The sequence below is a fragment of the Pseudomonas sp. LBUM1651 genome, from assembly GCF_059716135.1.
On sequence record NZ_CP166805.1, the window covers coordinates 5,895,366 to 5,915,312 of the forward strand.

General features: G+C 59.1%; 18 protein-coding genes and 1 pseudogene. 3 read left to right on the plus strand and 16 right to left on the minus strand.

The features are described from left to right. Positions 1-226 precede the first annotated feature (226 nt). Positions 227-868: an HD domain-containing protein gene (locus ACA066_RS27650; protein ID WP_497697396.1), complete on the plus strand. Its 642-nt coding sequence runs from the start codon at positions 227-229 to the stop codon at positions 866-868. Positions 869-1,006: 138 nt separating this feature from the next. Here ACA066_RS27650 and ACA066_RS27655 read toward each other — a convergent pair whose 3' ends face one another. From ACA066_RS27655 to ACA066_RS27690, 8 genes and pseudogenes are all read right to left on the minus strand, one after another. Continuing rightward, a complete protein-coding gene (locus tag ACA066_RS27655) occupies positions 1,007-1,900 on the minus strand; it encodes an ABC transporter permease subunit (RefSeq protein WP_497400321.1) in 894 nt (297 codons plus the stop codon). Continuing rightward, positions 1,897-2,817: an ABC transporter permease subunit gene (locus ACA066_RS27660; RefSeq protein ID WP_497306227.1), complete on the minus strand. Its 921-nt coding sequence runs from the start codon at positions 2,815-2,817 to the stop codon at positions 1,897-1,899. The genes ACA066_RS27655 and ACA066_RS27660 overlap by 4 nt, the downstream gene beginning before the upstream one ends. Continuing rightward, entirely contained in the window at positions 2,814-3,956 is a 1,143-nt protein-coding gene (locus ACA066_RS27665; protein WP_497697397.1) for an ABC transporter ATP-binding protein, read from the minus strand. The genes ACA066_RS27660 and ACA066_RS27665 overlap by 4 nt, the downstream gene beginning before the upstream one ends. A gap of 70 nt (positions 3,957-4,026) precedes the next feature. After that, on the minus strand, positions 4,027-5,124 hold the full coding sequence (locus ACA066_RS27670; RefSeq protein ID WP_031319171.1) for a polyamine ABC transporter substrate-binding protein: 1,098 nt from the start codon (positions 5,122-5,124) through the stop codon (positions 4,027-4,029). Positions 5,125-5,365: 241 nt separating this feature from the next. Further along, positions 5,366-6,478 (minus strand): polyamine ABC transporter substrate-binding protein, encoded by a 1,113-nt coding sequence (locus tag ACA066_RS27675; RefSeq protein WP_497697398.1) that lies wholly within the window; start codon positions 6,476-6,478, stop codon positions 5,366-5,368. Positions 6,479-6,648: 170 nt separating this feature from the next. Next, a complete protein-coding gene (locus ACA066_RS27680; protein WP_497697399.1) occupies positions 6,649-8,013 on the minus strand; it encodes an aspartate aminotransferase family protein in 1,365 nt (454 codons plus the stop codon). 58 nt (positions 8,014-8,071) lie between these two features. After that, complete coding sequence (locus ACA066_RS27685; RefSeq protein WP_497697400.1) at positions 8,072-9,430, minus strand: glutamine synthetase family protein; 1,359 nt, start codon at positions 9,428-9,430, stop codon at positions 8,072-8,074. A 78-nt stretch (positions 9,431-9,508) separates the two neighbouring features. Further along, positions 9,509-9,853 (minus strand): annotated as a pseudogene (locus ACA066_RS27690) (gamma-glutamyl-gamma-aminobutyrate hydrolase family protein); the annotation flags it as partial. Positions 9,854-10,131: 278 nt separating this feature from the next. Here ACA066_RS27690 and ACA066_RS27695 point away from each other — a divergent pair. Continuing rightward, entirely contained in the window at positions 10,132-11,508 is a 1,377-nt protein-coding gene (locus tag ACA066_RS27695; protein ID WP_214379630.1) for a glutamine synthetase family protein, read from the plus strand. A 284-nt stretch (positions 11,509-11,792) separates the two neighbouring features. Then, positions 11,793-12,431 (plus strand): TetR/AcrR family transcriptional regulator, encoded by a 639-nt coding sequence (locus tag ACA066_RS27700; protein ID WP_497697401.1) that lies wholly within the window; start codon positions 11,793-11,795, stop codon positions 12,429-12,431. A 173-nt stretch (positions 12,432-12,604) separates the two neighbouring features. On the opposite strand, the gene ACA066_RS27705 is transcribed toward ACA066_RS27700, so the two are convergent. The 8 genes from ACA066_RS27705 to ACA066_RS27740 form a co-directional block, all read right to left on the minus strand. Further along, positions 12,605-12,820: a TOBE domain-containing protein gene (locus tag ACA066_RS27705; RefSeq protein WP_007942473.1), complete on the minus strand. Its 216-nt coding sequence runs from the start codon at positions 12,818-12,820 to the stop codon at positions 12,605-12,607. 33 nt (positions 12,821-12,853) lie between these two features. Continuing rightward, entirely contained in the window at positions 12,854-13,660 is an 807-nt protein-coding gene (ssuB, locus tag ACA066_RS27710; RefSeq protein WP_497697402.1) for an aliphatic sulfonates ABC transporter ATP-binding protein, read from the minus strand. Next, on the minus strand, positions 13,657-14,439 hold the full coding sequence (gene ssuC / locus ACA066_RS27715) for an aliphatic sulfonate ABC transporter permease SsuC (RefSeq protein ID WP_192227512.1): 783 nt from the start codon (positions 14,437-14,439) through the stop codon (positions 13,657-13,659). The genes ssuB and ssuC overlap by 4 nt, the downstream gene beginning before the upstream one ends. An 8-nt stretch (positions 14,440-14,447) precedes the next feature. Then, positions 14,448-15,596, minus strand: a complete 1,149-nt coding sequence (gene ssuD, locus ACA066_RS27720) for an FMNH2-dependent alkanesulfonate monooxygenase (RefSeq protein ID WP_497697403.1) — start codon at positions 15,594-15,596, stop codon at positions 14,448-14,450. Between the two features lie 25 nt (positions 15,597-15,621). After that, the gene (locus ACA066_RS27725; RefSeq protein ID WP_497697404.1) at positions 15,622-16,587 is read right to left on the minus strand and encodes a sulfonate ABC transporter substrate-binding protein; all 966 of its coding nucleotides are present in this window, start codon (positions 16,585-16,587) and stop codon (positions 15,622-15,624) included. A 102-nt stretch (positions 16,588-16,689) separates the two neighbouring features. Next, on the minus strand, positions 16,690-17,283 hold the full coding sequence (gene ssuE, locus ACA066_RS27730; RefSeq protein ID WP_084320340.1) for an NADPH-dependent FMN reductase: 594 nt from the start codon (positions 17,281-17,283) through the stop codon (positions 16,690-16,692). 337 nt (positions 17,284-17,620) lie between these two features. Then, entirely contained in the window at positions 17,621-18,259 is a 639-nt protein-coding gene (locus ACA066_RS27735) for a peroxiredoxin (RefSeq protein WP_497697405.1), read from the minus strand. Positions 18,260-18,552: 293 nt separating this feature from the next. Beyond that, on the minus strand, positions 18,553-19,929 hold the full coding sequence (locus tag ACA066_RS27740; protein WP_497697406.1) for an OprD family porin: 1,377 nt from the start codon (positions 19,927-19,929) through the stop codon (positions 18,553-18,555). Between the last annotated feature and the right edge of the window lie 18 nt (positions 19,930-19,947).

Here is a 19,947-nt window from a genome sequence, read left to right on the forward strand (position 1 = left end):
GTGACCATTTGGGGCTGCTCCGCAGCCCAACGGGGGCAAGCCCCCTCGCCACAAAAGCGTATTCGCCGGCGGCAAACTTAGCCAATCCGCGCCCAACAAGCGAGGCTGGCGCGATATGCATGCTCATTGGCAAGGATCGCTGCCATGGATCGATTGTCCGGTTTTGGCTGCCGGAACAGACTTGTTCCATCAGCGCCGCCACGGCGTTCCCCACGAGGACAGCACCATGAGCAGCACCATCGCCGGCATCAAAATCCCCGACAGCGCGTTGGCCCGGGCCACCACGGAATACATCCGCGACGTCGAATCCGACCTGCTTTATCACCACTCGCGCCGGGTGTTTCTGTTCGGCGCGTTGAGTGGTCAACGCAAGCAACTGGCCTACAACCCCGAGCTGTTATACGTCGGCGCCATGTTCCATGACCTGGGTCTGGTGGAAGGCCATCGCACGGACGACGAACGCTTCGAAGTCGATAGCGCCAACGCCGCCAAAGCGTTCCTCAAGCCTTACGGGTTGAGCGATGACGACATCGAGCAAGTGTGGCTGTCGATTGCCCTGCACACCACACCGGGTGTGCCGCAACACCTGCGCCCGAACGTGGCGCTGGTGACCGCGGGTGTTGAAATGGACGTGCTGGGTATCGACTACGCGGCGTTCCCCACTGTGCAGCGCGAAGCGGTGGTGCATGCGCATCCACGGGGTGAAGGGTTCAAGGAGTGCATCCTGTGTGCATTCGCCAACGGCTTCAAACACAAGCCGGATACCACGTTCGGTACGGTGAATGCGGACGTGCTGGTGGACAGCGAGCCAGGGTTCAAGCCGATGAACTTCGTCGAGATCATCCGAAAATCGCCTTGGGTTTCCTAAAAACCTGTGCGAGCGAGCCTGCTCGCGATGCAGACAACTCGGTATAACTGAGGAACCGAGGTGATGCTATCGCGAGCAGGCTCGCTCCCACATGGGATCTGGGTTGGCCACATTGTTTAGGTCAACCCGGCATCAGGCTCAAGCCGCTTCCGGCGCCTGCTGCGCGCGACGCACGTCCGGTTGCTTCCACGAATCGGCAGCGCTTTCTTCGATGGCCTGCTGAATTGCACGCTTGCGCGCTTCTTCGGCGCGACGGCTGAAGAACCAGACCAGGAAGGTCATCAGCGACACCGCCAGCAGAATCAGACTGGCCACGGCGTTGATCTCGGGTTTGACCCCCAGACGCACCGCCGAGAACACTTCCATCGGCAAGGTCGTCGACCCCGGCCCCGACACGAAGCTCGCCAGCACCAGGTCATCCAGCGACAGGGCGAAGGACATCATGCCGCCCGCGCCCAGCGATGGCGCGATCATCGGGATGGTGATCAGGAAGAACACCTTCCACGGCTTCGCACCGAGGTCCATGGCCGCTTCTTCGATGGACAGGTCCAGCTCACGCAAGCGCGCCGACACCACCACCGCCACATACGCCGCACAGAACGTGGTGTGGGCGATCCAGATGGTGACGATGCCGCGCTCCTGTGGCCAGCCGATCATCTGCGCCATGGCCACGAACAGCAGCAACAGCGACAGACCGGTGATCACTTCCGGCATCACCAGCGGCGCGGTGACCAGGCCACCGAACAGCGTGCGGCCTTTGAAGTGGGTGATGCGGGTCAGGACGAACGCGGCCAATGTGCCCAGCGCCACCGCTGCCACCGCCGTGTAGCAGGCGATTTCCAGCGAGCGCACCACCGAGCCCATCAGTTGCGTGTTGTCCATCAACCCGACGTACCACTTGATCGACCAGCCGCCCCACACCGTCACCAGTTTCGAGGCGTTGAAGGAGTAGATCACCAGGATCAGCATCGGCGCGTAGATGAACAGCAAACCGGCGATCAGCATGAAACTCGAGAAACGGAAGCGCTTCATTCTTTGCCCTCCATTTCTTTGGCCTGACTACGGTTGAACAGGATGATTGGCACAATCAGGATCAGCAACATCACTACGGCCAGAGCAGACGCCACCGGCCAGTCGCGGTTGTTGAAGAATTCTTGCCAGAGCACTTTACCGATCATCAGGGTTTCCGGACCGCCGAGCAGTTCCGGAATCACGAACTCACCCACCACCGGGATGAACACCAGCATGCAGCCCGCGACGATGCCGTTCTTGGACAGTGGAATGGTGATCTTCCAGAAGCTGTTGAAGGTGCTCGAACCGAGGTCGGACGCGGCTTCCAGCAGGCTGTTGTCGTGTTTCACGAGATTGGCGTAGAGCGGCAGGATCATGAATGGCAGGTACGAATACACCACACCGATGTACACGGCGAGGTTGGTATTGAGGATCTGCAGCGGTTCGTCGATCCAGCCCATGGTCATCAGGAAACCGTTGAGCAGGCCGTTGTTGCTGAGGATGCCCATCCACGCGTACACGCGGATCAGGATCGCGGTCCAGGTCGGCATCATGATCAGCAGCACCAGCACCGTTTGCATCTCTTTACGGGCGCTGGCAATGGCGTAGGCCATCGGGTAGCCAATCAGCAAACAGAGGATGGTGCTGATCAGCGCCATCTTCAACGAACCGAGGTAAGCGGCGATGTACAACTCGTCACCGGCCAGCATCGCGTAGTTGCCGAGGTTAAGCAGCACCTGCAGCTTCTGGTCAACGAAATTGTAGATCTCGGTGTACGGCGGAATGGCGACGTCGGCTTCGGCGAAGCTGATCTTCAGGACGATGAAGAACGGCAGCATGAAGAACAGGAACAGCCAGATGAACGGAACCCCGATGACCAGCTGACGGCCACCGGGAATTATTCGGTTGAGGCGGCGTTTGAATTTGCGCATGTTCATGAGCGAAGTACCACGCCGCTGTCGTCTTCCCACCACACGTAAACCTGGTCACCCCAGGTTGGGCGCTGACCGCGGCGCTCGGCGTTGGCGACAAACGACTGGACGATCTTGCCGCTCGGCAGCTCGACGTAGAACACCGAGTGACCGCCGAGGTAGGCGATGTCATGCACCTTGCCGCTGGACCAGTTGTATTCGCAGGTCGGCATGGTCGGGGTCACCAGCAGTTTTTCCGGACGGATCGCATAGGTCACGGATTTGTCCTGCACCGAGGTGCTGATGCCGTGACCGACAAAGATGTTGCGGTCCAGATCCTTGCAGGTGATCAGCGCATGGCCCTCGGCGTCGTCCACCACTTCACCATCGAAGATGTTGACGTTGCCGATGAACTCGCAGACCAGGCGGCTGGTCGGGGTTTCGTAGATGTCGATCGGGCTGCCGATCTGGGCGATCCAGCCCAGGTGCATGATCGCGATGCGCTCGGCCATGGTCATGGCCTCTTCCTGGTCGTGGGTCACCATGACGCAGGTTACGCCGACGCGCTCGATGATCTCGACCAGCTCCAGCTGCATTTGCGAGCGCAGCTTCTTGTCCAGGGCACCCATCGGTTCGTCGAGCAGCAACAGCTTCGGTCGCTTGGCCAAAGAACGCGCCAACGCTACACGCTGACGCTGGCCACCGGACAACTGATGCGGCTTGCGCTTGGCGTACTGGCTCATCTGTACCAGCTTGAGCATGTCGGCCACGCGTGCATCGACTTCAGCGGCGGGAAGCTTGTCCTGCTTGAGGCCGAAGGCAATGTTCTGCGCCACGGTCATGTGCGGGAACAAGGCGTACGACTGGAACATCATGTTGATCGGCCGCTCGTACGGCGGCATGTCGGTGATGTCTACGCCATCGAGGAAAATGCGCCCCTCCGTGGGCCGTTCGAAGCCTGCGAGCATGCGCAGCAAGGTGGATTTGCCCGATCCCGAACCGCCGAGCAGGGCGAAGATCTCGCCTTTCTTGATTTCCAGGGACACATCGTCCACGGCAATCGTCTCGTCGAACTTCTTCGTGACCCGGTCGATTTTGACCAGCACCTGTTTAGGTGACTGGTCGCCCTCGAGGGCTTTCTTATAGGCGCCGGAGGCAACTGCCATTTACGAAACTCCCAACAAAATTTGCAGTTCGCTCAAGGTGAGCGAACCTTGGATAGTTTGAGCCTTGAAGCTATTTGCCCGACTTGACCTTGGTCCAGCTGCGGGTCATCAAACGTTGAATGTTTGGTGGTAACTCGATCGACACGTAAGTCTTGTCGAGGACTGCTTGCGGTGGATAAACCGCTTCGTCGGTGCGAATGGACTGTTCCATCAGTGTGTCCGACCCCGGGTTAGGGTTGGCATAGCCGACGTAATCACTGACCTGGGCGATCACCTCAGGTTTGAGCAAATAGTTGATGAACGCGTGCGCCTCTTTGACGTTGGCCGAATCCTTTGGAATCGCCAGCATGTCGAACCACAGCGCACCGCCTTCCTTTGGAATCGAGTAGGCGATGTTCACGCCTTTCTTCGCTTCAGCCGCACGGTTGCGGGCCTGGAACATGTCACCGGAGAAACCGATCGCGATACAGATATCGCCGTTCGCCAGATCGGCGATGTATTTGGAGGAGTGGAAGTAAGTCACGTAAGGCCGCACCGCCAGCAACTTGGCTTCAGCCTTTTTGTAGTCTTCGGGGTTGGTGCTGTTGGCGTTCAGGCCCATGTAGTTGAGGACCGTCGGCATCATTTCATCGGCGGAATCGAGGAACGCCACGCCGCAACTGTGCAGCTTCTTGATGTTTTCCGGCTCGAATACCGCAGCCCAGGAATCGATCTTGTCGACACCCAGCACAGCCTTGATCTTGTCGACGTTGTAACCGATGCCGTTGGTGCCCCACAGGTACGGCACGGCGTACAGGTTACCCGGATCGTTTTGCTCCAGACGCTTGAGCAATACGGGGTCGAGGTTCGAGTAGTTCGGCAACTTCGACTTGTCGAGTTTCTGGAAAGCACCGGCCTTGATCTGCTTGCCAAGGAAGTGATTGGACGGCACGACCACGTCATAACCCGTACGCCCGGCGAGCAACTTGCCTTCCAGGGTTTCGTTGGAGTCGAACACGTCGTAAACCGGCTTGATGCCGGTCTCTTTCTGGAAGTCGGCCAGGGTGGTCTCGCCGATGTAATCCGACCAGTTATAAATATGCACAGTGCCAGCGGCCTGGGCACTGACAGCGAATGTCAGCCCGGCGCCAACCAGCAAGGCATTGCGCAGTAAAGAAGAAATAGGCAAGTGGAGGTCCTCTAAAATTAGTTGGGCCCAAGTTGCCCCGCGTTACATGACAGTCGTAGCTGCCCAGCAACAAAACCGGCGCGCAACTTACCCTCGAAAAACCGTTCCAGCAAAACTTTTATGCATATACCTGTGGGAGCGAGCCTGCTCGCGATGGTCGTCAACGATAACGTTGGGTACCTGACACTCCGCGGTGCTCTCGGGCTCATCGCGAGCAGGCTCGCTCCTACAGGGTTATTACTTACTTACCGGATTTAATCTTGGTCCAGCTGCGAGTCAGGATCCGCTGGGTCGCGGCCGGCAAGTCGGCGATCGCGTACAGCTTGGCCAGCACGTCTGCCGGCGGGTAGATGCCTGGATCGTCGGTGATTTCTTTTTCGACCAATGGGGTGGCGGCCGCGTTACCGTTCGGGAAGCGCACGGCGTTGGTGATTTCAGCCATGATTTCCGGCTTCTGCAGGAAGGTCATGAACTTGTAGGCGCCTTCAACGTTTTCGGCATCTTTAGGGATGGCGACCATGTCGTAGAAGGTGCCCGCACCTTCTTTCGGAATGTTGTAGCTGACTTTCACCTTGTCACCGGCTTCTGCCGCGCGGGACTTGGCCTGGTAGATGTCACCCGAGTAACCGACGGCTACGCAGATGTTGCCGTTGGCCAGGTCGGAGATGTACTTGGACGAGTGGAAGTAGCCCACCGAAGGACGAATCTTCAGGAACAGTGCTTCGGCTTCGGCCAGTTGTTTTTTGTCCTGGCTGTCGGCTGGATAGCCCAGGTAATGCAATGCCACCGGAATCATCTCGGTTGGCGAATCGAGGAAACTGATACCGCACGACTTCAACTTGGCGGCGTTTTCAGGTTTGAACAGCAGGTCCCAGGAATTGGTCGGTGCATCGGCACCCAGTGCAGCCTTGACCTTCTCGGCGTTGAAGCCGATACCGATCGAACCCCACATATACGGGAAAGCGTGTTCGTTGCCCGGGTCGCTCACCGATACCGCTTTGAGCAGGTCAGTGTTCAGGTTCTTCCAGTTAGGCAGCTTGGACTTGTCCAGCTTCTGGTAAACGCCGGCCTTGATCTGCTTGGCCAGGAAGTTGTTCGACGGCACGACGATGTCGTAGCCAGACTTGCCTGCCAACAACTTGGCTTCCAGGGTTTCGTTGCTGTCGAAAACGTCGTAGACGACTTTGATGCCGGACTCGGTTTCGAATTTCTTGATGGTGTCCGGAGCGATGTAATCGGACCAGTTATAGACGTGCAACACCTTGTCGTCCGCCTGAACCGCACCCGCCATAATGCCCATCAGGGACATGGCGAGGAGTGTCTTGCCAGCAAGCTTTTTTCCTAATGCCTTCATGCGTAATGCTCCAAATTTTTTCTTTTTTGAACCACTTTGTTCAGCGGCCGAACCCGGACAACTGGAACCGCGGCTAGTCTGGCAAGATCCGAGGCGGTCTTTCAAGGAAAGGCCACCCTTTAGAACTGCTCTGAGCGAAAGTTTCATGACTCCCGCTCAGAGCCTAGCACCTAGCCCTGCAACGCACTCAGGGTAAGGTCCAGGCACTTGCGTGCCTTGGTCACCAGCTCATCGATTTCAGCCTTGGTAATCACCAGTGGTGGAGCAATGATCATGGTGTCCCCCACGGCGCGCATGATCAGGCCGTTGTCGAAGCAGAACGTGCGGCAGATCATGCCGACGCCCTTGCCTTCGTAACGCTTGCGCGTGGCCTTGTCCTGAACCAGTTCGATGGCCCCCAGCAGACCCACCCCACGAACTTCGCCCACCAGTGGGTGGTCGTTCAGTTCCCGCAGACGCTTTTGCAAATAGGGTGCCGTTTCGGCATGAACGCGCTCGATAATTTTTTCTTCGCGCAGGATGCGGATGTTTTCCAGCGCTACCGCCGCCGCTACCGGGTGACCGGAGTAGGTGAAGCCGTGGTTGAAGTCCCCGCCTTCGTTGAGCACCGCTACCACTTCGTCACGCACGATCAGGCCACCCATCGGGATGTAGCCGGACGTCAGGCCTTTGGCGATGGTCATCATATCGGGCTTGAGGTCGTAGAAATCGGTACCGAACCACTCACCGGTACGGCCGAAACCACAGATCACTTCGTCCGCCACGAACAGGATGTCGTACTTGGCGAGGATTTCCTTGATGCGCGGCCAGTAGGTGTCTGGCGGAATGATCACGCCACCGGCACCCTGGATCGGCTCGGCAATAAAGGCACCGACGTTGTCCACGCCGACTTCCAGAATCTTCTCTTCCAGCTGATTGGCCGCCCACACACCGAACTCTTCCGGTGTCATGTCGCCGCCTTCAGCGAACCAGTACGGTTGCGCGATGTGGACGATGCCCGGGATCGGCAAGTCGCCTTGTTCGTGCATATAGGTCATGCCACCCAGGCTCGCGCCGGCCACGGTGGAACCGTGATAGCCGTTCTTGCGGCTGATGATGACTTTCTTCTTCGGCTGGCCCTTGATCGCCCAGTAGTGGCGGACCATGCGCAGCATGGTGTCGTTGCCTTCGGAACCGGAACCGGTGAAGAACACGTGGTTCATGCCTTCCGGCGCGATGTCGGCGATGGCCTTGGCCAGCTCAAGCACCGGCGGGTGAGCGGTCTGGAAGAACAGGTTGTAGTAAGGCAGTTCGCGCATTTGCTTGCTGGCGGCATCGGCCAGTTCATCGCGACCGTAGCCGATCGCGACACACCACAGGCCGGCCATGCCGTCGAGGATCTTGTTGCCTTCGCTGTCCCAGAGGTAAACGCCCTTGGCGTTGGTGATGATGCGCGGGCCTTTCTCTTTGAGTTGTTTGAAGTCGCTGAACGGGGCCAGGTGGTGATCGCTGCTCAGGGCTTGCCATTCACGGGTTTGCGGGTTGTTGCTGGTCATGCGAATTCTCCTAAGATTTCGGTGAAGGGCGCGACCAAGTGCAGTCGCGCCCGGCGCATCAGACGGCGAAGAGCAGGAATTCCCGCTCCCACGAACTGATCACGCGCTTGAAGTTTTCATGCTCGGCCCGCTTGACCGCGACGTAGCCAGTGATGAATTTCTTGCCCAGGTATTTCTCGACAGTCGCGCTGTTTTCCATGCGTTCCAGCGCGTCTTCGATGGTCAGTGGCAGGCGCAGGTTGCGGCGTTCATAGCCACGACCCACCACCGGCGCACTCGGGTTCAAGCCTTCGACCATGCCGATGTAACCGCAGAGCAGGCTCGCGGCAATCGCCAGGTACGGGTTGGCGTCGGCGCCCGGCAGGCGGTTTTCCACCCGACGGTTTTGTGGTCCGGCATCCGGGACCCGCAGGCCCACGGTGCGGTTCTCCTCGCCCCACTCCACGTTCACCGGCGCCGAGGTGTCCGGCAGGAAGCGGCGGAACGAGTTCACGTTGGGCGCGAACAGCGGCAACAACTCGGGGATCAGTTTCTGCAATCCACCGATGTGGTACAGGAACAACTGGCTCATGGTCCCGTCTTCATTGGAGAAGACGTTCTTGCCGGTCTCGATGTCGATGATGCTCTGGTGCAAGTGCATCGCGCTGCCCGGCTCGCCGGTCATGGGCTTGGCCATGAACGTGGCAGCCACGTCGTGCTTGAGCGCCGCTTCGCGCATGGTGCGCTTGAAGATCAGGATCTGGTCGGCCAGGGACAGGGCATCGCCGTGACGGAAGTTGATTTCCATCTGCGCCGTGCCGTCCTCGTGGATCAGCGTGTCGAGGTCCAACTCTTGCAGTTCGCACCAGTCGTAGACGTCTTCGAACAGTGGATCGAATTCGTTTGCCGCCTCGATCGAGAACGACTGACGACCGATTTCCGGGCGACCGGAACGGCCAATCGGCGGCTGCAACGGATAGTCCGGGTCGTCACTGCGCTTGGTCAGGTAGAACTCCATTTCCGGCGCCACGATGGGCTGCCAGCCTTTGTCGGCATAGAGTTTCAACACTTTCTTGAGCACGTTGCGCGGCGACAGCTCGATCGGGTTGCCTTGCTTGTCGTAGGTGTCGTGGATCACCTGGGCGGTCGGCTCGATGGACCAGGGCACCAGGTAAACCGCGTTCTGGTCGGGGCGGCAGATCATGTCGATGTCCGCCGGGTCGAGCAGTTCGTAATAGATGTCGTCTTCGACATAGTCGCCGGTCACGGTCTGTAACAGAACGCTCTCGGGCAGGCGCATGCCTTTTTCAGCAATGAACTTGTTGGTCGGCGAAATCTTGCCCCGGGTGATCCCGGTCAAGTCGGCGATCATGCATTCGACTTCTGTGATCTTGTGGTCTTTCAACCAATCGGTGAGCTGGTCGAGGTTGTGACTCATAAATGCCTCTTAGGCTGAGTTTCCTGACTCTTATAAGTCAGGCGTTGTTTGACGCATGGGCGTCGCTTGGTACAGATTGCCATCGCAAACGCCGGGCACAACAAGGCCCGCCGTAAACGTGGCGCGAATCAACGAAAGAAGGGTGACATCGCGTGCAGAGTCATGAGCGGGGCCCGACGCAATGACCGGGCCGCCGAGGTAAAACGGTTCTATATTGGTAGGAGGACCAGTAAAGAGAATGTCGTCCGGACCGTCCAGAATATCGGACGGGGCCAGCCCATGTGCCGGGGAAGAAAGAGTCGACGGCACGCCTTTGGCAATCGGGGCCATGGCGTGGACGCAAATGTCGCCACTGATGTGATAAGCATGCAGACCGATCAGCCTTGAGCAGTCGGTGACGCCGATTAACGGCAGGCGAGACATGAAGCACCCCGGTATTATTGCTGTTATGGGTTTGAATCGAGCTTAGCCTTGTTCATTTTTTTACACAACACCCCCGTAAAAAATACAACACGGCCCGCTCAAGTGTGCGGGTGCCAAGTCTCTCAAGGACAAAAAAATGCCCCAAAGTGCCCCATAAATGCCCTTGTGGCGCTTTTTCGGGGCACATAAGGCCTCGCTTGACTTCAGCAGGCCGTTCGGGTTGACTGAAACCCGAAGAGATCAATGATTGATATTTTTAACAACAAAGGTGTTGCATCATGTCGGTACCCCCGCGTGCCGTTCAGCTTAACGAAGCGAACGCGTTCCTTAAGGAACATCCTGAGGTTCTGTACGTTGACCTTCTGATTGCGGATATGAATGGTGTGGTGCGCGGCAAGCGCATTGAACGCACCAGCCTCCACAAGGTTTACGAGAAAGGCATCAACCTGCCGGCCTCTCTATTTGCTCTGGATATCAATGGCTCGACGGTGGAAAGCACCGGCCTGGGCCTGGACATCGGCGATGCTGACCGAATCTGCTATCCAATCCCTGACACCCTGTGCAATGAGCCCTGGCAGAAGCGCCCTACCGCGCAACTGTTGATGACCATGCACGAACTCGAAGGCCAGCCGTTCTTTGCCGACCCGCGAGAAGTGCTGGCCAATGTAGTGCGCAAGTTCGACGACATGGGCCTGACCATCTGCGCCGCGTTCGAACTGGAGTTCTACCTGATCGACCAGGAGAACGTGAACGGTCGTCCGCAACCGCCACGCTCGCCTGTGTCCGGCAAACGCCCGCACTCGACACAGGTCTACCTGATCGATGACCTCGACGAATACGTCGACTGCCTCCAGGACATTCTGGAAGGTGCGAAAGAGCAAGGCATCCCGGCCGACGCAATCGTCAAGGAAAGTGCCCCGGCGCAGTTCGAAGTGAACCTGCACCACGTGGCCGACCCGATCAAGGCCTGCGACTACGCGGTCCTGCTCAAGCGTCTGATCAAGAACATCGCCTACGACCATGAGATGGACACCACCTTCATGGCCAAGCCTTACCCGGGCCAGGCGGGCAACGGTCTGCACGTACACATTTCGATTCTTGATAAAGATGGCAAAAACATTTTTGCCAGCGAGGATCCCGAGCAGAACGCCGCACTGCGTCACGCGATCGGCGGTGTGCTCGAGACCCTGCCGGCGCAGATGGCTTTCCTCTGCCCGAACGTCAACTCCTATCGTCGTTTCGGCGCACAGTTCTACGTGCCGAACTCGCCGTGCTGGGGCCTGGACAACCGCACCGTGGCGATCCGCGTGCCGACCGGGTCCTCCGATGCCGTGCGCATCGAACACCGTGTAGCCGGCGCCGACGCCAACCCGTATCTGTTGATGGCTTCGGTTCTGGCAGGCGTGCACCACGGTCTGACCAACAAGATCGAGCCGGGCGCACCCGTGGAAGGCAACTCCTACGAGCAGAACGAGCAAAGCCTGCCGAACAACCTGCGCGATGCCTTGCGCGAGCTGGACGACAGCGAAGTCATGGCCAAGTACATCGATCCGAAATACATCGATATCTTCGTGGCCTGCAAGGAAAGTGAGCTGGAGGAGTTCGAACACTCCATCTCCGACCTTGAGTACAACTGGTATCTGCATACCGTGTAAGCGGTTGCAGTAAAAACAACGCCGTTGGCTGATAAGGCCCACGGCGTTTTTTTATGGCCGGCATCAACCCCTGTGGCGAGGGAGCTTGCTCCCGCTGGGTCGCGAAGCGACCCCAAAACCGGTCAATGCCGCGTGCCTGACAGAACCGCATTTCGGATTAAAGGGAGTCCTTCGGCCTCCAGCGGGAGCAAGCTCCCTCGCCACAAGGACTATGGGCACCACAAGGGATATGGAACATCTGCCCGCTCTGCGTACAATGCCGGCTGCCCCGTAGGAGGACTCCAATGACGCGCACCGCCACCATTCGCAAACCCCGCGCCCGCAGCCAGGCCCGGATCGATTCGATACTCGATGCCGCCCGCATGCTGCTGGCTGCCGAAGGTGTGGCCAGTCTGTCGATCTACAGCGTCGCCGAACGCGCGGAGATTCCGCCCTCCTCGGTCTACCACTTTTTCGCCAGCGTCCCGGCCCTGCTCGAAGCCTTGACCGCCGACGTCCACGCCGCTTTCCGCGCGTGCCTGCAAGCACCCATCGACCACGGCGCCCTCGACGGCTGGCGCGACCTGTCGCGGCTGGTGGAACAGCGGATGCTCGCGATCTACAGCGAAGACGCCGCCGCCCGCCAGCTCATTCTTGCCCAGCACGGGCTGACCGAAGTCACCCAGGCCGACCGTCAGCACGACATCGAACTCGGCGACCTGATGCACAAGCTGTTCGATCATCATTTCGAACTGCCGAAGTTGCCGACAGACGTTGATGTGTTTGCGCTGGCGATGGAGTTGGGGGATCGGGTGTATGCGCGCTCGGTGCAACAGCATGGGCAGATTACGCCGCGGATGGCTGAAGAAGGGATGCGGGTGTTTGATGCGTATCTGGGGTTGTACTTGCCGCCTTATCTACCCAAGCGCAGCATTCCAGTCTGAGATCTTTGTTGGCTTCGCTGGCCCCTTCGCGAGCAGGCTCGCTCCCACATTTGAAATGCATTCCCCTGTGGGAGCGAGCCTGCTCGCGAAAGCCGCACCGCCGGACTCACTGGCTCACACACAAAAAACCCCGAAGGGTTCAAACCCTCCGGGGTTGTGTGCACTGCACGCGATCACAACTTGGCGATCGACACCTCGGTGGATTTCACAAACGCGATCACTTCGCTGCCGACCACCAGTTCCAGCTCTTTCACCGAGCGAGTCGTGATCACTGAAGTGACGATGCCGGAAGCAGTCTGCACGTCGATTTCCGACAGCACGTCACCCAGTACGATTTCCTTGATCGCGCCTTTGAACTGGTTACGAACGTTGATGGCCTTGATAGTCATGATGTTGATTCCTGTCGTTGGATGAGGCTTGAGTTATTGAGCCCAGCGCAATTGCGTAGGCAATGGTGAAACAGGTTCCGGTTCCGGCGGTTCGCCGGGCAGTGCGAGGACGCGATTGAGGACTTCGGTTTCCAGCGCCGCCAGCCGATGAGAACCCCGAACCCGAGGGCGCGGCAGTTCCACGTGCAGGTCGAGGCCGACTTCGCCCTCTTCGATCAGGATCACCCGATCGGCAATCGCCACCGCCTCACTGACGTCGTGGGTGACCAGCAACACGGTAAAACCATGCTTTTGCCAGAGCCCCTCGATCAGCTGCTGCATTTCAATTCGGGTCAGGGCATCCAGAGCACCCAGCGGCTCGTCCAGCAACAGCAAACGCGGTTGATGGATCAGCGCGCGGGCCAGGGCCACACGTTGCTTCTGTCCACCGGACAGCGCCGCGGGCCATTCATTGGCGCGGTCCGCCAGGCCGACTGACTCCAGCGCTTCCAAGGCTTGCGGACGCCAGTTGCCCTTGAGCCCGAGGCCGACGTTGTCGATCACCTTTTTCCATGGCAGCAAACGCGCTTCCTGGAACATCAGCCGGGTGTCTTCCCGCGCATCGCTCAGCGGTGCGGAACCTGCGAGCAATTCACCACCCGTGGGTTTGTCGAGACCGGCGAGCAACCGCAGCAAGGTACTTTTGCCGCAACCGCTGCGCCCCACCACGGCGACGAACTGGCCGGCGGGAATGTGCAGATCGATCTCACGCAGCACCCGCCGCGCCCCGAAGGTTTTTTGCAGCTTGCGCACCACCAGCGGAATGCCGCGCAGCAGGCGTGGAGGTTGTTGAGCCGTCATGCTGCACCTCCTTTGGCAACCTGATACGCCGGATGCCAGCGCAGCCACACACGTTCAAGTCCACGGGCCGCGAGGTCGGCGAGTTTGCCGAGCACCGCGTACATCAGGATCGCCAGCACCACCACGTCAGTCTGCAAAAACTCCCGGGCATTCATCGCCAGGTAGCCGATGCCGGAACTGGCGGAAATGGTTTCCGCCACGATCAGCGTCAGCCACATGAAGCCCAGTGCGAAGCGCACGCCAACCAGAATCGAAGGCAACGCACCCGGCAGAATCACCTGGCGGAACAGGCTGAAACCGGACAGGCCATAACTGCGCGCCATCTCCACCAGCGCCGGGTCGACGTTGCGAATGCCGTGGTAGGTGTTGAGGTAGATCGGGAACAAGGTGCCCAGCGCCACCAGAAAAATCTTTGCCGACTCGTCGATGCCGAACCACAGGATCACCAGCGGAATCAGCGCCAGGTGCGGCACGTTGCGGATCATCTGCACCGAACTGTCGAGCAGGCGCTCGCCCCATTTCGACAGGCCGGTGATGAAGCCCAGAGCCAGGCCGATGCCGCCGCCAATGGTGAAGCCCAGCGCCGCACGCCAGCCGCTGATCGCCAGGTGCGTCCAGATTTCACCGCTGCGCACCAGGCTCACGCCGGCTTCGATCACCGCGATGGGTGCCGGCAGAATCCGAGTCGACAACCAGCCCGCCGACACCGACAACTGCCACACCGCCAACAACAAAATCGGCAACGCCCAAGGCGCAAGGTTGTGGATGATTCTCTTCATGGCGCGCCTCAGCTCTGGGACGCGGCTTTGGGAAGAATGTCGTTGGCGACCATCTCGCCGAACGGGCTGACGTAATTGGCACCCTTGGGCAGTTCCGGCCGCTCGATGTCGAGGTGCGGGAACAGCAACTCAGCGACGCGGTACGACTCTTCGAGGTGCGGATAACCGGAGAAGATGAAGGTGTCGATGCCCAGGTCCGCGTATTCCTTCACGCGGGCGGCCACGGTCGGACCATCGCCGACCAGCGCCGTACCGGCACCTCCACGAACCAGACCGACACCAGCCCAGAGATTGGGGCTGACTTCCAGGTTGTCGCGACTGCCGCTGTGCAACGCGGCCATGCGTTGCTGGCCGACCGAATCGAAGCGCGCCAAGGAAGCCTGAGCGCGGGCAATGGTCTCGTCGTCCAAGTGTGAGATCAGCCGATCCGCCGCTTGCCAGGCTTCGGCATTGGTTTCACGAACGATCACATGCAGGCGAATGCCGAAGCGAACGGTGCGGCCGAGCTTCGCGGCTTTGGCTCGAACCTGTTCGATTTTCTCGGCAACGGCGGCCGGTGGCTCGCCCCAGGTCAGAACCATTTCCACTTGCTCTGCCGCGAGGTCCTGCGCCGCTTCCGAAGAACCGCCGAAGTACAGCGGCGGACGCGGTTGCTGGATTGGCGGATAGAGCAATTTGGCGCCCTTCACGCTGATGTGCTGACCGTCGTAGTCAACGGTTTCGCCTTCCAGCACGCGCCGCCAGATGCGGGTGAATTCCACCGAGGCTTGATAGCGTTCTTCATGTGTCAGGAACAAACCGTCGCCGGCCAATTCTTCCGGATCGCCGCCAGTCACCAGGTTGAACAACGCACGACCGCCGGACAGGCGATCCAGTGTCGCCGCCTGACGCGCCGCCACCGTCGGGGAAATGATCCCGGGGCGCAGGGCGACAAGGAATTTCAGACGCTGGGTCACCGGGATCAGCGACGCCGCCACCAGCCACGAGTCTTCGCACGAGCGGCCGGTGGGAATCAGCACCCCGCCGAAGCCCAGGCGATCCGCCGCTTGCGCGACTTGTTGCAGGTAACCGTGGTCGACGGCGCGAGCGCCTTCGGCGGTGCCAAGGTAATGGCCGTCGCCGTGGGTAGGCAGGAACCAGAAGATATTGAGGCTCATGGAGTGGTCTCCTTGGGGAATCGAATTACTGCGCTTTGGCAACGGCTGCCGGTGGCGTCCAGATCACGTCTTTGATGCTCAGCTGTTTCGGAATCAGCTTGAGCTGGTAGAAGCTGTCGGCAATTTTCTGCTGGGCGGCGACCACTTCAGGGGTCAGGAACAGTGCGCCGTAGCCCTGCCGTTTCACCGAGGTCAGGGTGATGTCCGCCGGCAGGCCGAGCAGTGGCGAAACCTGTTGGGTCACGTCTTCCGGGTTGGCCTTGGACCACTCACCGACGGCGCGTACTTCTTCCACGAGGGTCTTGATCACCTCAGGATTTTTCTGTGCGTAAGGCTTGGTCGCCAGGTAGAACTGGTGGTTGTCGACGATGCCCTGGCCATCGCGCAGGGTGTGCGCTTGCAGCTGCTTCTCGGCGGCGGCCAGATACGGATCCCAGATCACCCAGGCATCGACGCTGCCACGTTCGAACGCGGCGCGGGCATCGGCCGGCGGCAGGAAAACGGTCTGGATATCGGTGTATTTGAGGCCGGCGTCTTCAAGCGCGCGGACCAGCAGGTAGTGAACGTTGGAGCCTTTGTTGAGCACGACTTTCTTGCCCTTGAGGTCCTTCACCGATTTGATCGGCGAGTCCTTCGGCACCAGGATCGCTTCGCTGTGGGGCGCTGGCGGTTCGTAGGCGACGTAGAGCAGATCGGCACCCGCCGCTTGAGCGAATACCGGAGGCGTTTCGCCCGTGACACCGAAGTCGATGGAGCCGACGTTCAAACCTTCAAGCAGCTGCGGGCCGCCGGGGAACTCAGTCCATTGCACGTCTACGCCTTGGGCGGCGAGGCGTTTTTCCAGGGTGCCTTTGGCTTTGAGCAGCACCAAAGTGCCGTACTTCTGATAACCGATCCGAAGGGTCTCGGCCTGAGCTTGAGTAATGGCGCCGAAGGACACAGCCGCAGCAAACAGAGCGACCAGACCACGACGCAAAATGACAGTGCGCATAGCGCTCTCCTTTTTGCAGTTGGGTTTTGGCTGCACCTGCTTGGCCGTTGACGGCTGAGTAAGGTGAGTACTTCAGAATTCAGGTGTGGCTTAAGTGCAGGCTTAAATGCTCCAGCGAGCGCTCAACAGACGTTCATTCAACAGGTTCGGATCGAGCGGCTTCGGCCGTCGCGCCATGGCGCTGAAAAACAGCTCCAGGGATTCGTTCAATCGTTCCTCCAGCTCTGGCGCCAGTTGCGCTTGCGCACTGCCTTCGCCGTAAGCGATCTGGCTGTCCACAGCGAAAATCCCGTGGAGCATTTCCTGGGCCTTCAACGCCGACAACACCGGTTTGAGCGCGTAATCCACTGCCAGCATGTGGGCGATGCTGCCGCCGGTGGCCATCGGCAAAACCACTTTGTGGGCCAGGGCGCGTTCGGGCAGCAGGTCCAGCACGGTTTTCAGTGCGCCGGAGAACGACGCCTTGTAAACCGGGGTGGCGATCAGCAGGCCATCGGCGTTTTCAATTTGTTGCAGCAGGTCGATCACCTTGGGGCTGTCGAAACGTGCGTGCAGCAAGTCTTCGGCCGGAAAGTCCCGCACCTGGTAACTCACCACTTCCACACCCTGCTCCTGCAACCAGCGCTGGGAGCGCTCCAGCAGCACCCCGGAACGGGAGCGTTGGCTGGGACTGCCACCAAGTGAGACGACCAGCATTCAGGCGATTCCTTGAACGGTGTTGGCGATTCGCCGTGTGCGATCTCGCTTTGATGGAGAGACCTTAACAGGTGATTTATATATCTTTAAATCATATTTATTCATTTGTTTATGCGATAAAGAGATATACCAAGTGTTGTTTTCGGGGCATAAAAAAAGGCCGTCGAAACGGCCTGAAATCCCCTGTTTTGTGGATGCGATTCAATCTGAATTCTGCGGTGCCTGTTAAGCCGTCATCGCCGGCAAGCCGGTCTCGCTCCCACATTGGATCGCGCTTTACCTGTGGGAGCGAGCCTGCTCGCGATGACGATTTCAGCAGCGCCCAAAATGCTGCGGCTTACTTATTGGGCTGTGGCGTCAGGCGCAGGTACGGCTTCACCGCGCGATAACCCTTGGGAAAGCGTTTCTTGATTTCCTCTGGATCCTGCAGCGACGGCACGATCACCACTTCTTCACCGTCCTTCCAGTTGGCCGGGGTGGCCACCTTGTAATTGTCGGTGAGTTGCAGCGAGTCGATCACCCGCAGGATTTCATGGAAGTTACGGCCGGTGCTCGCCGGGTAGGTGATGGTCAGCCGAACCTTTTTGTTCGGGTCGATCACGAACAGCGAGCGCACGGTCAGGGTGTCGTTGGCGTTCGGGTGAATGAGGTCGTACAGGTCCGAGACCTTGCGGTCGGCATCCGCCAGGATCGGGAAGTTGACGATCGTGTTCTGGGTTTCGTTGATGTCCTCGATCCACTTGTGGTGCGAGTCCACCGGGTCCACGGACAGCGCGATGGCCTTGACGCCGCGCTTGGTGAATTCGTCCTTGAGCTTGGCGGTGAAGCCCAGCTCGGTGGTGCATACCGGGGTGAAGTCTGCCGGGTGGGAGAACAGCACGCCCCAACTATCGCCCAGCCATTCATGGAAACGGATGGTACCGGCGCTGGAATCCTGCTCGAAATCGGGGGCGATGTCGCCGAGTCTGATGCTCATGGTGGGCTCCTGATGAGTGTGTTGTAGACCTCAACTGTAGCTCGTGTTTGGGATTTATTAAAAAGAATAAATATTGCGTTTATTAGATCCAAAATGAATATTAAAGATCTGTTCACTGGACCTTCAAAGCCATCGCGACGACTATCGTTGCCAAGGTTCGAGAAGGCCTTGAGTTGCTGCAAAAGAGGAAATTTCAGAGCGGGATTACGGGGGTGACCCCGCCCTGAAAACGCAAAAGCCCCGCCCGGCGTGATGCCGGGCGGGGCTTTTTTTCAGCGGTTACGCGAGCGCTATTACTTCAGCGGGATCGAGTAGCTGACGATCAGGCGGTTTTCGTCCTGGTCGCGCTGACTTGGGATGTCGTTGCGCCACATGGCGTTTTTCCACATGACGCCCAGGTTTTTTAGTGGGCCTGACTGGACTACGTACGCCAGAGTCAGGTCGCGTTCCCACTCGGAACGGCCGGAGCCGGCCACTGCGGTGCTGGAGCTGCTAATGGTGTCGATGTTGTCACCACGCAGGTAAACGATGCCGGCAGTCGCGCCTGGCAAGCCAACCTTGGCGAAATCATACGAGTAGCGAGCTTGCCAGGTACGTTCGCCGGCGCGAGCGAACTTGGCAATCTGCGAGTCGGTAATGATGTAAGCCGACGCGCCGTCACCCTGGTTCAGGTAAGGGAAGTCGCTGCTGCCGTTGCTGACCTGATAACCGCCACCGAAGGTGTGACCGGCAACGGAGTACAGGAACAGGCCGCTGTACAAGTTGTTGTCGACCTTGCCTTTACCCGCTTTGAAGCCCTGGTAGTTACCCGTGCTGAAGTAAGCCGAGTCGTGGCCGTTGGCACCGTCATCAGAGCTGTTGAAGTAACGCAAATCAGACTTCAACACACCAGGACCGATTGCCCAGTTGTGGACCAGACCCAGGAAGTGTTGCTTGTAGAAGTCTTCCAGATTGCCGTAGTAGTACTGGGCAGTCAGGTCTTTGGTGATTTTGTAGTCACCGCCACCGTAAATGAATTTGTTGCTGTCGCGACCGGCAGCGGTGTGTGCGTTGGCACCAGCGATCGACAACTCTTCGTTATTGCTGGAGTTACGACCTTTGGCGTGCTCGATCTGACCACCGACCAGTGTCAGGTCTTTGATCTCGTTCGAAGTGACCTGGCCACCCTGGAAGGTTTGTGGCAACAGACGACCGTCGTTGCTCACGATCACCGGCAGTTTTGGCTGCAGGGTGCCCAGCTTCAGTTCGGTCTGGGAAATCTTGGCTTTGGCAGTCAGGCCCAGGCTGGAGAAGTTATCAACCGCTTCGCCGTTGGACTTGCTTGGGAAAACAGTGCCGCCGTAAGAGGTCGAGGTGGCGCCGTTAGTACCGCCGCCCGAATCCAGACGCACGCCCAGCAGGCCGATTGCGTCGATACCGAAACCAACGGTGCCTTGGGTGTAGCCGGAGATGAAGCGCAGGTCGAAGCCTTGGCCCCATTCTTCGTTCTTGCTCTGGACACCGGCAGCCTTGTTGGCCGCAGTGCCGGCAGCGCTGTCACGGTTATCGTTGTTGATGTAGAAGTTGCGCAGCCCCAATGTAGCCTTGCTGTCTTCGATGAAACCGGCGGCGCCTGCCTGCTGCGCCAAAACCCCTACGGCCACAGCCAGGGCCAAGGTGGACTTGTTCATGTGTTTCGCTCCTATCGT

Excerpts from the sequence above, each read along its gene's own strand:
- ACA066_RS27650 (WP_497697396.1), top strand. The coding sequence starts at position 227 with ATGAGCAGCACCATCGCCGGCATCAAAATCCCCGACAGCGCGTTGGCC.
- ACA066_RS27655 (WP_497400321.1), bottom strand. The coding sequence starts at position 1,900 with ATGAAGCGCTTCCGTTTCTCGAGTTTCATGCTGATCGCCGGTTTGCTG.
- ACA066_RS27660 (WP_497306227.1), bottom strand. The coding sequence starts at position 2,817 with ATGAACATGCGCAAATTCAAACGCCGCCTCAACCGAATAATTCCCGGT.
- ACA066_RS27665 (WP_497697397.1), bottom strand. The coding sequence starts at position 3,956 with ATGGCAGTTGCCTCCGGCGCCTATAAGAAAGCCCTCGAGGGCGACCAG.
- ACA066_RS27675 (WP_497697398.1), bottom strand. The coding sequence starts at position 6,478 with ATGAAGGCATTAGGAAAAAAGCTTGCTGGCAAGACACTCCTCGCCATG.
- ACA066_RS27680 (WP_497697399.1), bottom strand. The coding sequence starts at position 8,013 with ATGACCAGCAACAACCCGCAAACCCGTGAATGGCAAGCCCTGAGCAGC.
- ACA066_RS27685 (WP_497697400.1), bottom strand. The coding sequence starts at position 9,430 with ATGAGTCACAACCTCGACCAGCTCACCGATTGGTTGAAAGACCACAAG.
- ACA066_RS27695 (WP_214379630.1), top strand. The coding sequence starts at position 10,132 with ATGTCGGTACCCCCGCGTGCCGTTCAGCTTAACGAAGCGAACGCGTTC.
- ACA066_RS27700 (WP_497697401.1), top strand. The coding sequence starts at position 11,793 with ATGACGCGCACCGCCACCATTCGCAAACCCCGCGCCCGCAGCCAGGCC.
- ACA066_RS27705 (WP_007942473.1), bottom strand. The coding sequence starts at position 12,820 with ATGACTATCAAGGCCATCAACGTTCGTAACCAGTTCAAAGGCGCGATC.
- ssuB (WP_497697402.1), bottom strand. The coding sequence starts at position 13,660 with ATGACGGCTCAACAACCTCCACGCCTGCTGCGCGGCATTCCGCTGGTG.
- ssuC (WP_192227512.1), bottom strand. The coding sequence starts at position 14,439 with ATGAAGAGAATCATCCACAACCTTGCGCCTTGGGCGTTGCCGATTTTG.
- ssuD (WP_497697403.1), bottom strand. The coding sequence starts at position 15,596 with ATGAGCCTCAATATCTTCTGGTTCCTGCCTACCCACGGCGACGGCCAT.
- ACA066_RS27725 (WP_497697404.1), bottom strand. The coding sequence starts at position 16,587 with ATGCGCACTGTCATTTTGCGTCGTGGTCTGGTCGCTCTGTTTGCTGCG.
- ssuE (WP_084320340.1), bottom strand. The coding sequence starts at position 17,283 with ATGCTGGTCGTCTCACTTGGTGGCAGTCCCAGCCAACGCTCCCGTTCC.
- ACA066_RS27735 (WP_497697405.1), bottom strand. The coding sequence starts at position 18,259 with ATGAGCATCAGACTCGGCGACATCGCCCCCGATTTCGAGCAGGATTCC.
- ACA066_RS27740 (WP_497697406.1), bottom strand. The coding sequence starts at position 19,929 with ATGAACAAGTCCACCTTGGCCCTGGCTGTGGCCGTAGGGGTTTTGGCG.